The sequence below is a fragment of the Methylobacterium ajmalii genome, from assembly GCF_016613415.1.
GTDB lineage: Bacteria > Pseudomonadota > Alphaproteobacteria > Rhizobiales > Beijerinckiaceae > Methylobacterium > Methylobacterium ajmalii.
Genome location: NZ_JACWCT010000082.1, coordinates 1 through 11444, shown reverse-complemented (window position 1 = coordinate 11444; position 11444 = coordinate 1). Strand labels below are relative to the sequence as shown.

General features: G+C 75.1%; 10 protein-coding genes and 1 pseudogene. 8 read left to right on the top strand and 3 right to left on the bottom strand.

Translation table 11 applies throughout. The annotated features are described in order from the left end of the window. Window positions 1-854 (bottom strand): bifunctional folylpolyglutamate synthase/dihydrofolate synthase (locus HPY23_RS15740; RefSeq protein WP_268927387.1); only part of this gene is annotated, 854 nt, incomplete at its 3' end. Window positions 855-1132: 278 nt separating this feature from the next. Here HPY23_RS15740 and HPY23_RS15735 point away from each other — a divergent pair. Both HPY23_RS15735 and HPY23_RS15730 read left to right on the top strand, forming a co-directional pair. After that, complete coding sequence (locus HPY23_RS15735; RefSeq protein ID WP_091746963.1) at window positions 1133-1612, top strand: Lrp/AsnC family transcriptional regulator; 480 nt, start codon at window positions 1133-1135, stop codon at window positions 1610-1612. A 271-nt stretch (window positions 1613-1883) separates the two neighbouring features. Next, window positions 1884-2201 carry a hypothetical protein gene (locus HPY23_RS15730; RefSeq protein WP_139235004.1) on the top strand — a complete coding sequence of 106 codons (318 nt, stop codon included), beginning with the start codon at window positions 1884-1886 and terminating at the stop codon, window positions 2199-2201. A 10-nt stretch (window positions 2202-2211) separates the two neighbouring features. Here the strand turns inward: HPY23_RS15730 and HPY23_RS15725 are convergent, their stop codons facing one another. Together HPY23_RS15725 and HPY23_RS15720 are read right to left on the bottom strand one after the other, a co-directional pair. Then, window positions 2212-3285: a glycosyltransferase gene (locus HPY23_RS15725; protein WP_244537639.1), complete on the bottom strand. Its 1074-nt coding sequence runs from the start codon at window positions 3283-3285 to the stop codon at window positions 2212-2214. Window positions 3286-3361: 76 nt separating this feature from the next. Further along, a complete protein-coding gene (locus HPY23_RS15720; RefSeq protein WP_091888882.1) occupies window positions 3362-4138 on the bottom strand; it encodes a polysaccharide deacetylase family protein in 777 nt (258 codons plus the stop codon). Between the two features lie 257 nt (window positions 4139-4395). Here HPY23_RS15720 and HPY23_RS15715 point away from each other — a divergent pair, with 257 nt between their 5' ends. The 6 genes and pseudogenes from HPY23_RS15715 to HPY23_RS15690 form a co-directional block, all read left to right on the top strand. After that, window positions 4396-5382 (top strand): lipid II:glycine glycyltransferase FemX, encoded by a 987-nt coding sequence (locus HPY23_RS15715; RefSeq protein ID WP_236012454.1) that lies wholly within the window; start codon window positions 4396-4398, stop codon window positions 5380-5382. Beyond that, window positions 5379-6653: a lipopolysaccharide biosynthesis protein gene (locus tag HPY23_RS15710; RefSeq protein WP_091888876.1), complete on the top strand. Its 1275-nt coding sequence runs from the start codon at window positions 5379-5381 to the stop codon at window positions 6651-6653. The genes HPY23_RS15715 and HPY23_RS15710 overlap by 4 nt, the downstream gene beginning before the upstream one ends. After that, on the top strand, window positions 6647-8041 hold the full coding sequence (locus HPY23_RS15705) for an O-antigen ligase family protein (protein WP_060847381.1): 1395 nt from the start codon (window positions 6647-6649) through the stop codon (window positions 8039-8041). The genes HPY23_RS15710 and HPY23_RS15705 overlap by 7 nt, the downstream gene beginning before the upstream one ends. Window positions 8042-8128: 87 nt before the next feature. Continuing rightward, window positions 8129-10249 carry a GumC family protein gene (locus tag HPY23_RS15700; protein WP_091888874.1) on the top strand — a complete coding sequence of 707 codons (2121 nt, stop codon included), beginning with the start codon at window positions 8129-8131 and terminating at the stop codon, window positions 10247-10249. A 116-nt stretch (window positions 10250-10365) separates the two neighbouring features. Further along, window positions 10366-10944, top strand: a complete 579-nt coding sequence (locus tag HPY23_RS15695) for a DUF1349 domain-containing protein (protein ID WP_060847383.1) — start codon at window positions 10366-10368, stop codon at window positions 10942-10944. A 176-nt stretch (window positions 10945-11120) separates the two neighbouring features. After that, window positions 11121-11444 (top strand): annotated as a pseudogene (locus HPY23_RS15690) (right-handed parallel beta-helix repeat-containing protein); the annotation flags it as partial.

Sequence of the window (11444 nt, the reverse complement as noted above, 5' to 3'; positions counted from 1 at the left end):
GCGCCCAGGGGGGTGCCGCCGGGTCCGCGCACGCCGCACCCGCCGAGCCGGTCGAGGACGAGGCCGGCGAGCGCCGCGTTCTCCTCGGCGATCGAGGCATCGGGGGCGAGGACCGGGCGCAGCACCGGGCAGCCGAGGGCCGCGGCGCGGGCGGCCGCGACGGCGCCGGCCTCGTCCCCGGGCGCCAGCGTGGTGACGAGCGCCGCCCCGGCCTTCAGGATTCCGGCCTTCTCGGCGGCGATGGCCGCCCGGGTGGAGCCGAGGATCTCGGTGTGCTCGAGGCCGATATTGGTGATCACCGCGACCTCGCCGTCGACCGCGTTGGTCGAATCGAACCGCCCGCCGAGCCCGACCTCGATCACCGCCCAGTCGAGTCCCGCCTCGCCGAAGACCAGGAGGGCGGCGGCGGTCAGGACGTCGAACCAGGTTGCGTCGCCGCCGGGCCCGTCGTCGTGCCGCGCCGCCTCGTGTGCGTCGAGCGCGCGGGAGAGCGCGCGGGCGAGGACCGCCTCCGCCACCGGGCGGCCGTCGAGGCTGACCCGCTCGGTGATCGATTCGACGTGGGGCGAGGCGTAGCGCCCGGTCCGCAGGCCCGCCCGCCGCAGCCCGGCCTCGATCAGGGCGCCGACCGAGCCCTTGCCCTTGGTGCCGCCGACATGGACCACCCGCAGGCGGCTCTGCGGCGCGCCGAGGCGGGCCAGCAGGTCGCGCATCGGCGCGAGGCCGACCCGCATCCCGCCGCGCGGCCGCTTCTCCCAGTCGGTCAGCCGGTCGAGGCGCGCCAGCACCTCCGGCAGAAGCAGGCCGTCCCCGGGCGGGCGGGGCGCGTCGGACGGGGCGGGCGCGGCGTGCATGGGGTCCGGTCGGGTCGAAGGGCGGGCGGGGCCGGCGCTTCCCGGCCGCCTACCTTGACCCGCCCGCGCCGTGCCGCCAGCCCCCCAGAAGAGCGGAACCCGGGTGCGGGGCGGTGCCGGTGCGTCACCTTGTGCCGGCCCCTCCGGCCGGCTACTCATGCGGCCCGTCCGATGCGGCCCGTCGGACCCCTCGCGCCGTCGCGCGCCCGCTTATCCGCCCGTCCGGCCCGTCGCGCCGGCGCTCGCCCTTTCCACCCGCCAGGATCGTGATCGCCGCCTTGCCCGCCCGCCTCGACGCCATCGATTGGGCGATCCTCCGGGAACTGCAGGCCGACGGCTCGATCACCAACGTCGAGCTGGCCCGGCGCGTCGGCCTGTCGGCGCCGCCCTGCCTGCGCCGGGTCCGGGCGCTGGAGGAGGCCGGGATCATCCGCGGCTACCGCGCGCTCCTCGAGCCGAAGGCGCTGGGCTACGAGGTCGTGTGCTTCGCCATGGTGCAGCTCGCGGCCCAGGGCCAGGCGGAGCTCGCCGCCTTCGCGGCCGAGATGCGCGGCTGGCCGATGGTGCGGGAATGCTGGACGCTCTCGGGCGAGACCGACTTCCTGCTCAAGTGCGTCGCGCCGAACCTCGGCGCCTTCCAGCAGCTCGTCGGCCACCTCACCGGCCTGCCCAACGTCCGCACGGTGCGCACGGCGCTCGCCATCGACCAGATCAAGGACGAGCCGATCGCCCCGCTGGACGGCCCGGCCGAGACGTAATACCGGTCCAGTCTCCGGTTCCGGAAACGCCCCGGTCATCACTTTAACCGTGAAAACCGGGAGCGCGGACCAGTCGAGCCGTGAATTGCAGATGCGCCGGAGACCGGTTCGTGCTGTCATGGCGCAGTGCCCGCCGCGTCATCGGGCCGTCCCGTCGGTGCCTGCAGCCCCCCGAGCTGTCGGACCGGGGTGCGGCGGCGGTGACGGGAGGCCGGGACGGCCGACAATACTCGACCGCATTGCCGGAGCGCCGAGACCCTCAAGGATGCCGATGCCCCACCCCTCCGCGCCCCGTCGCCCCGGGCCTCCGCCGCCGACGGGCCTGACCGATCCGGTCAGCCTGTTCGCCGTGCCGATCGGCCGGGCGGCGAGTTCGCCCGGCGAGGCCCTGCCGGTGATCCAGACCCTGTACCGCACGCCCGACGACCGCTTCGTCATCCGCACCTGCCTGCATCTCGGCCCCGAGCGCGGGCAGGCCTGCGACGTGATGGTCTATGACGACGAGGACGCCCTGCGCGAGGCGCTGTCGGCGGGCGGCGACGGCATCGACGAGGCGCTCCTCGCCGCCGCCGGCCTCGACCGTCCCTGACGGCGCCCCCTCACCGCAGGGACGCGAGGGCGGCCCGGTAGCCCTCGACCGCGCGGGCGAGGGAGAAGTCCGGCATCGTGCGCGCCGCCGCCTCTCGCAGCCGGGCGCGCCGGCCGGGGTCGTCGAGGAGCGCCAGGGTCTCGTGCGCCCAGTCCTCGACCGCGAGCGGCCGCACCACGCCGCAGCCCCGTGCCGCGAGCCATTCGCGGGCGGCGCCCGAATGCGGCGAGGCCAGGACCGCCGTGCCGCTCTGCAGCGCCTCGTTGACCACGATGCCCCAGACGTCGCCGCGGCTCGGGAAGAGCAGGAGCCGGGCCGAGGCGTGGGCCTCCGCCAGCGCAGCTTGGGCGAGGTAGCCGTCGAACCGGGCCGCGATGCCGGCCTCCGCCAGGCGTGCCGCCATCTCCTCGCGCAGCGGCCCGTCGCCGGCGACCCGCACCCGCAAGGGGCGCCCGGCGGCGGCGCAGGCCCGCATCACGTCGGTGAAGAAGCGCGCGCCCTTCACCTCCTCGTTGAGGATGCCGCAGAACAGGACGTCGTAGGGCCGGGTCTCGGGGTCGGGCAGGGCGGCCGCCGCCTCCCAGGCCTGGAAGAGCGGCGCGCGGAAGACCCGCTCCGGCGCGAGCCCGTAGGAGGCGAGCAGCGTCCGGCTGCCCTCGCTCGGCGCGAGGCCGAAGGCCGCCCCCGGGACGATCGCCCGCCGCAGGGCCCGGTGGGCCGGCGAGCGCGCGCCCGGATCGGTCTCCGGCACCCCGTCGGTGCGGATGCCGTAGGGGACGCGCAGGGCGCGGGCGGCGAGCGCGGCCATCGCCATGGTGGGCGAGAAGTCGTTGAGGATCACCGCCGCCGGCCGCAGGGCCGCGAGGCGGAGCACGACGCCCGGATTGACGTACAGGTTGCGCACCGCGTCCCGGTGCCAGCGCAGGCCCGGCAGCACCGAGAAGCCGTAGCCGTCGGCGGCGGCGAGCTGCCACTGGCGGGCCGGCTCCCGCGCCGCGCAGGCGAGGACGGTGAGCGGCGCGTCGAGGGTCGCGGCGAGCGCCCGGTAGAGGACCTGGGTGTAGGGCGCGAGGGCCCCGGTCACCACGACGACGGGCCGGGCGGTTGCCGACAAGACGGGGCCGGGCAAGCCGGAGCCGGATACGTCGGCGTTCGGCCGCTCAGCGCCGGGCAAGGCGGGCTCCCAGCAGGGCGTCGATCTCGTGCAACGGCCATTCCGGTTCGAGGACGTGGCGCGGCAGGGCCGGGAGGTCGCGGGCGCCGGTGGCGACGCCGCGGCGGGTGGTGAAGAAGGTCGCGTAGCCGGAGGCCCGCGCCAGGTCCGGATCGCGGCTCGGCAGGTAGTCGCGCGCCGCGACCCCCCAGGGGCAGGCGAAGTGCCGAATCGGCACGCCCGTCGCCGCCGCCAGGACCTCGCGCGAGCCGGCGATCTCGTGCTCGGCCGCCGCATCCCCCAGCGTGGCGATGCGGGCGTGGCTGCAACCGTGCGAGCCGACCGCCATGCCGGCCGCGAGCCAGGCCGCCACCATCGCCCGGTCGGCATAGGGGCCGGGCGGGTTCGCCGGCGGAGCGTCGAGCCAGTCGGAGACGAGGAACAGGATCGCCGGCACGCCGGCCGCGCGCAGCACCGGCAGCGCCACCTCGACCGTGTCGGCGTAGCCGTCGTCGAAGGTGACGAGGAAGTGCCGCCCGGCCGTCGCCGCGCCGGTCTCGAGCAGCGTCACCGCCTCGTCGGCCCCGACGAAGCGGCCGTGCCGCTGCAGGTAGGCGATCTGCGCCGAAAAGCCCGCCCGTTGGCGCTCCGGCACGCGGTGGTAGCACAGGGCGTAGAGCCCCGGCGGTGCGTGGGCGAGCCGACGGAGGCGTGCGAGCGCCCGCAGCAGCACGGCACGGACCACCGGATGGTCGCGGGCCAGGGTCTTGAACGGTTGCAGCATCTCACCCGCCGTTGCGAAGGCCCGACCTGACGAGGTTGTGATCGATCCGGCGCAGGAGCAAGCCGAAAGGACAACGTATGGTCCGCCCGTTCGCCGCCTGCGCGGCCCCGTCCCCGCCGATCTTTCGGGGATCAAGCCTAACGAAACTGTGCACAGCCATCGGGCGGTGCGCCGCTTGCGTGACGCCGGGCATGACGACGATGTCTGTCGCATCCTGGCACGGGGTTTCCATGACCGGAACGGAACGCGAGAGCGGATTGCGGGTCCTCCCCGCGGCCGATGTGCCGGCCTGGGACGCCGCCGTGTGGGCGCAGGCCCGCGGCGGCATCTTCGCCGCGTCGGGCTGGGGGACCTACAAGGCGCGGCGCGGCGCGGAAATCGCCCGGCTCCAGGTCGTCGACGAATCGGGCGACCTCGTCGGGCTGGCGCAGGTGCAGCTCAGGCGGCGCGGCCCGGCGCGGCAGGCCTACATCCAGGGCGGGCCGCTCCTCACCGACAAGGGCGAGCGCCAGGGCGAGGCGGTCGTGCGGGCCCTCCTCGCCCACCTGGCCCTCGGGCCGCTCGACCTCGTGGTGGTGGATTTCGCCCGGGCCGAGAGCCCGGGCGCCGTGCTCGGCCTCCTCGCGACCGGGTTCAAGCCGGTGACGACCGCCGGCCGGCACACCCTGGAGGTCGACCTCACCGGTGGGGTCGACGCGTTCTTGGCCGCTGCCGATTCGCGCTGGCGTCAACGCCTGCGCAAGGCCGAGCGCAACCCCGCCCTGTCGGTGCGCTTCCTCGACGATCCGGCCGAGCGGCTCGCCGCCTTCGACGCCTTCACGGCGATGTACGCGGCCCTGAAGACCCGCAAGGGCTTCTCGAACGACTTCGACGCCGCGGCCTACCGCGATCTCGCGGCGAACGACCCGCGCCACGTCATCCTGGAGATCCGGGAGGACGGGGAGACCTGCCTCGTGCGCATCGCCCATCTGACCCGCGACCGCTTCACCGACTTCTTCACCGCCTCCACCGAGCGGGCCAAGGCGAACGCCGCCGCCTACCTGGCGGTGTGGAGCTTCCTGCGCCGCGGGGCCGAGGAGGGCTGCCGGGTGTTCGATTTCGGCGGCATCGACCCGGCGGGCAACCGCGGCGTCTACGACTTCAAGCGCGGGCTCACCCGCAACGTCGCGTCGAGCGGGCCGCTCTGGCTCTACGGGCGCAGCCGTCTCGCGACGGCGGCGGCCGGGGCAGTGCTCGCCCGGTGACCCTGGCCTCCGCCCTCCTTGCCCGCCTGCGCGGCCCGGCGCTGCTCTCGCTCCTCGACCAGGGCGCGGTGAGCGGCTTCGGTTTCGTCGCCGGCATCGCCGCCGCCCGCCTGATCGACATGGAGGGGTTCGGGCGCTTCGCCCTCGTGCTCATCGTCGCGGGCTTCGCCCAGGGGCTCCACAACGCCCTCGTCACGGCGCCGCTGATGACCCTCGCGGGCTCCGTCCGCGACCCGGGACGCTACGCCGCCGCCGTCAGCGCCGGTGCGCTGGTGCTGGCCGCGGGCCTCGCCCTCGCCGTCGCCGGGGCGCTCGCCCTCTACTTCCAGGCCCGCGGCGAGGCGGTCCCGATCGACCTCGTGACGGCCGCCGGCGCGCTCACCCTGGCCCAGAACCTCCAGCTCACCGCGCGGCGGCTGCTCTTCGCCTACGAGGGCGGCGGCCGCGCCCTCGTCATGGACCTCGCCCGGGCGGCCGCGTTCCCGATCGGCGTCGCGACCCTGTGGGCCGCCGGCATCCCCCTCGATGCGGCGCGGCTGATCGAGATCCTGGCGCTCACGGCGTTCCTGACGACGCTGCCCGCGCTCCTCGCCCGGGCCGCCGATCCCGGCCGGCGCCGTCTCGCCCTCGCCGCCCGGCGCCACTGGCAGATGGCGCGCTGGTTCCTGCCGGTGGTCCTCGTCACCTTCGGGCAGGAGCAGTTGGTCTGGATCCTGGCCGGGGCCGCGCTGGGCGACGAAGCCCTGGGGGGCTTGCGGGCGGCCCAGTACCTCGTCGGCATCGTGTCGCTGATGCTCGCCGCGACCGAGAACGTGGTGCCGACCGGCGCGAGCCGCGCCTACGAGGCCGGCGGCGAGCCGGCCTTGCGCGCCTACCTCCTCGGCGTCACGCGCCGCCTCGGCCTGCCGGTCGCCGTCCTGCTCGGCGCGGTGGCGGCACCGGCGGACCTGTGGCTGCGCCTCGCCTTCGGCGCCCCCTACGCCCCCTACGCGTCCTGCCTGCGCTGGCTCGCCCTCGGCGTCGCCTTCACCTTCCTGCGGGACATGGCGGCCCAGATCTTCCGCGCCCGGCGCCGCACCGACGTGATCTTCCGCGCCTTCGCGGTCAGCTTCGTGGTGTCGCTGGCGCTGATCCACCCGCTGATCGGCCGCTACGGCGCCGCCGGGGCGGCGGCGGTCGTGGCGATCGCGCACGGCGCCTCCCTGCTGGCGCTCGTCGTCGCCCTCGGCCGCGGCGCGCTTCCCCGGTCGGAGACCTCCGAGCGATGCTGAACGTCCTGATCGCCGTCGGGGTCGCGACCTGGTTTTCGGTCGCCTACCCGGTCCTGCGCCGCCGCCTCGAGACGCGCCCGCCCTCGGGCGGCGCACCGGTGTTCTGGCCGCTCGCCCTGGTGACCGTGTTCGCGTTCATGCCGCTGGTCTTCACGGTCCCGCGCGAGGACGGCAACGCCGTGCTGGAGCAGGGGCTGACGGCCTCCAACGTCGTCACCATCGTGCTCACCGGCCTCACCGCGCTCTACCTCGCGGCCAAGATCGCCGCCGACCGGCGCATCCTGCTCCTGCCCTTCGCGATGCCCTACCTGCCGTTCACCCTGATGATCGGCATGGACGGCCTGAGCGCGGCGTGGTCGATCGTGCCGACCTACACCCTGTACCGGACGGCGGAGCTTGCGGTCTTCACCCTCGCGCTGATCCTGATCTTCGACCGGCCCGACATCCGGCGCCGGCTCGCCGACCTCCTGGCGATCGTGACGCTGGCCTGGCTCGTCTTCGTGACGCCGGAGATCCTGACGAGCCTCGCCTCCGGCATCGTGTTCTCCTCGGCCAAGAACAACATGATGCCGCTCGTCTGCGCGGCTCTCGGCTTCGCGGTGGTGTTCGGGCCGCCCAGCCCGCGGCGCGGCCGCTACCTCGTGCTGGCGGCCGCCGGGTTCGTCATCGCCGGGTCGGCGGCCTCGACCGGCGCGCTCGCAGCGGTCGCGCCGGCCCTGATGATCGCCTCGCGCCGCCCGGGCGTGCGCGTCGCCGGCGTCGTCCTGGCGGTCGCGGCGACCGCGGTGTTCCTGTTCCTGATGGTCGGCCTGTCGACCTTCCCGGCCTTGCTCGACCTCCTCTCGGTCATCCTCCAGAAGCCCCGGGTCGAGCTCGCCAACGCCACCGGCCGGGGCCAGTTCTGGCCGGTCTTCATCGCGGCGACGCAGGACCGCCTGCTCGGCTCCGGCTTCTCGGCGGCCGACCGCTTCGTGCAGCTCCTGATCCCGACCACCGGGCTCGCCGACGAGCTCGGCCGCGAGGCGGTGTTCATCACGAGCTCGCACAACATGTTCCTGAGCGCCTGGGCCGGGACCGGCATCGTCGGCCTGTCCTTCGCCGTCCTGTGCCTGGTCGAGCCGATCCGCTTCGCCGCCCGGGCCGACCGCGGCACCCGCCGCCTCGTCGCCTGCCTGATCCTGATGCTGGCCCTCAACGGCATGACGACGCCCGGCCTGTACCAGGACTGGAACGTCAACGTGCTCGCCTACGTGGCGGTGCTCGCCTACGCGCGGGCGGCCCGGCGCGAGGCCGAGGCCGAGGTACGGGCCTCCGAGCAGGCCGCGGCGATCGCGGCCGGGTCCGTTCCGGCCCTGCGCGGGGCCGACGCCGCTTGGCCCGCGGCTTGAAGCGTCGGGGGCAGACGGAGCGTCGTTCGGTCCGGCCGTACCGGAACGGGACGGTTCCGACCCGCAACGACAAGCCTTGGACGCAGCATGACCATGGTCGAGAATGTCCGAAACGGGCTGCTGATCGGTGCGGCCCCGCGTGGGGATGAGGGGCGCGAGCCCTGGTTCCTCGATCCGCGGGAGATCTTGCGCTCGGTCCGCCAGCGCTGGCTCACGGTGCTGCTGCCCGTCCTCCTGTTCCTGGCCGCCGCCGCGGCCTGGACGACGTTCAACCCGCCGCAATTCACCGCCTCGACCCAGATCCTGATCGACCCGCGCGGGCTGCAGGTGGTCAAGGACGGGCTCACCACGCCGGACCCGGCGAGCGACGCGAGCCTGCTCCTCGTCGACAGCCAGCTGCGGGTGCTCACCTCCGACGACGTGCTCGGCCGGGTGGTCGACCGGTTCGACCTCGCGGGCGACCCCGAGTTCCTCGGCCGCGACAGCCTGCTCGGCGCGATCCGGGCCGAGATCCAGCGCCTCACCGGCCGCGCCGAGCCGCCGGCCGATCCGCGGCTCAAGGCGCTGCGGGCCCTGCGCGACCGGGTCGGGGCGCGGCGCCTCGAGCGCAGCTTCGTCCTCGAGCTCGGCGTCACCTCCGAGGACCGCGAGAAGGCCGCCCGCCTCGCCCGCGGGGTGGCCGAGACCTACCTGGCGCGCGACGCCGCCACCCGCTCCGACACGACCCGGAAGGCCGGCGAGGCGATCGAGGGCCGGCTGGCCGAGCTGCGCGACGCCCTGCGCAAGACCGAGGACAAGGCGCAGGCCTTCCGGGCCAAGCACAACATCGTCGGCACCCGCGCGCAGCTGGTGAGCGAGCAGCAGCTGACCCAGCTCAGCGACCAGCTTGGCGCCGCCCGCGCCAAGGCCCTCGATGCCGGCGCCCGCCTGCGCCAGATCGACGGGGTGCTCTCCGGCGGACCGTCCGACTCGGTCAACGAGATCGTCCAGAACCCCACCATCACGAGCCTGCGCGGCCAGCTCGCCGCGGCCGAGCGCCTGCGCGCCGACGCCGAGGAGACGCTGGGGCGGCGCCACCCGACCTACCAGGCCGCCCTGATCCAGGAGAAGGCCCTGCGCGACACGATCGCGGCCGAGACCCGCCGGATCGCGGCGGCCAGCCGCAACGACTACCAGGCGGCGCTGTCGAGCGCCCGCACGCTCGCCGACACCCTCGAGCGGCGCAAGGCCGACGCCCTGAAGGTAGGCAACGAGTTCGTGCAGCTGCGCGAGCTCGAGCGCCAGGTCGAGGCGAACCGGACGATCTACGAGTCGTTCCTGGTCCGCGCCCGCGAGCTGCAGGAGCAGCAGCGCCTCGACACCTCGGCCTCGCGGATCATCTCGCCGGCCTCGCCGCCGGAGAAGCGCATCGGCCCGCCGACCCCGGTGGTGTTCGTCGCCGCCCTGGTGGCCGGGCTCGGCGTCGGCCTCGTCGGCAGCCTCGCCCTCGAGCTGCTCGCCGGCCGCGTCCGCTCCCGCCGCCGCCTCGAAGGCCATCTCGGCCGCCAGGCCCTGGACGCCGTGCCGCGGGCGCCGTGGTCCCTCGCGGCCCCGGCGGCGCTCCACGGCGAGATCGGCACCACGCGCGGCGACGGGCGCTACGAGGTGGCGGTCGCGCGCCTGCGCCACCGCCTCGGCGCCGCCTTTCCCGGGCAGGCGCCGCTCGTCGTCCTCGTCAGCGCGGCGGACGACCGGGCCGGCAAGTCGCTCCTCGCCCGCTCTCTCGCGCTCTCGGCGGCGGCCGACCGCGAGCGGGTGATCCTGGTCGATGCCGACCCGAAGGGAACGCTCACCCGCGATCTCGCCGCCACCCCGCACCGCGACCTCGCCGCGACCCTGCGCGACGGGACGCCGCTGGCCGATGCCCTCGTGACCCTGTCGTCCGGCCTCAAGGTGCTGCCCCGCGCCGAGGGCCTGCCGCGGGGGCTGGCCGCGCGCCTGCCCGACCTGCTGCTCTGCAGCGGCGCCGACCTCGTGGTGGTCGATCTCGGCCTCGTCGGCAGCGACGTGACGACCGAGCGCCTGATCGCCGACGAGCGGCTTCCCGCGCTCCTCCTCGCCGCCAGCGCCCGCCGCAGCCGCTTCTCCGCCATCGACCGGGCGATGCGCGGCCTCGGCACCAACCGCCGCCTGCGCCTCGTCGTGACGGACGCCCAGCCGGGGGAGTAGGCTGCGCGCGCCCATCGGCGCCGCGAGGCACCGGAGGCGGTATGGGCGCATGGGTGGGCTTGCCAAATGGCACCGGCGGTCCCGATTCGGGCGGTCATTGGAGGCGAGGCACGACGATGGGATTCGACGGCGCGACCTGGCTCAACGAACCGGCCGCCTGGCGACTGGAGGGCGACGAGCTCCACGTCGTCACGGACCGGGCCACGGACTTCTGGCGCGAGACGCATTACGGCTTCACCCGGGACACCGGTCATTTCCTCTCGGTTGCGACCGATGGCGACTTCACGGCTCAGCTCCGCGTTCGGGCCCGGTACCGGGAGCTGTACGACCAGGCCGGGCTGATGGTCCGCGCCGCGGACGACGTCTGGGTCAAGGCGGGGATCGAGCTGTCGGACGGCGCGACGATGATCGGCAGCGTACTGACCGTCGGCCGGTCCGACTGGGCGACCGCGGCCTATGCGGACGATCCCGGCGACGTGTGGCTGCGTGCGACCGTGGCGGCCGGCGTGCTACGCTTGCAGGTCTCCTCGGATGGGGTGCGCTGGCCCCTGATGCGGCTGTCCCCGTTTCCGGTGGCGCCGTCCTATCGCGTCGGCCCGATGTGCTGCACGCCCGAACGCGCGGGTCTCGACGTCGTCTTCTCCGGGTTCACCCACGGGGCTCCGACCGATAGGGCCCTGCACGATCTCTCCTGACCGGGGCGCTCGCCCGGTGCCATGTGCGTGAGGCCGATGCGGCGGACGGCGTCCCGCCGCGATCCGGCATGATCGTGCCCCGAGCCCCATCCTAGAGTGCACGGCGCCGCACAGCCTCGGGCACCGTCGTTCCCGAGGTCCGACGCCGGCACGGCGCGCGAAGGCAGCACTCCCCGATGCGGATCCTCCTCGTCCTCGCCGCGACCCTGTTGTGCGGAGCCCCAGCCCTCGTCCTCGCCGCCCCGGTCGAGATCACGGTCGCCGCCGAGGGCACGCGCCCGGCACCCGGCGGCGTCGCCACCCTGGGCGAGGCCCTGGCCGAGGCGCGTCGGCGCCGCGCCCGCGATCGCGGTGCCGCACTCGTCATCGCGCTCGGTCCCGGCATCCATCGCCTCGCGGACGGCCTGCGTCTCGGCCGCCAGGACGGCGGCAGCGCCGCCGCGCCCCTGACGATCCGCGGGCCCGCCGACGGCTCGGCCCGCCTCGTCGGCAGCCGGCGC

Excerpts from the sequence above, each read along its gene's own strand:
- HPY23_RS15730 (WP_139235004.1), top strand. The coding sequence starts at position 1,884 with ATGCCCCACCCCTCCGCGCCCCGTCGCCCCGGGCCTCCGCCGCCGACG.
- HPY23_RS15720 (WP_091888882.1), bottom strand. The coding sequence starts at position 4,138 with ATGCTGCAACCGTTCAAGACCCTGGCCCGCGACCATCCGGTGGTCCGT.
- HPY23_RS15705 (WP_060847381.1), top strand. The coding sequence starts at position 6,647 with ATGCTGAACGTCCTGATCGCCGTCGGGGTCGCGACCTGGTTTTCGGTC.
- HPY23_RS15700 (WP_091888874.1), top strand. The coding sequence starts at position 8,129 with ATGACCATGGTCGAGAATGTCCGAAACGGGCTGCTGATCGGTGCGGCC.
- HPY23_RS15695 (WP_060847383.1), top strand. The coding sequence starts at position 10,366 with ATGGGATTCGACGGCGCGACCTGGCTCAACGAACCGGCCGCCTGGCGA.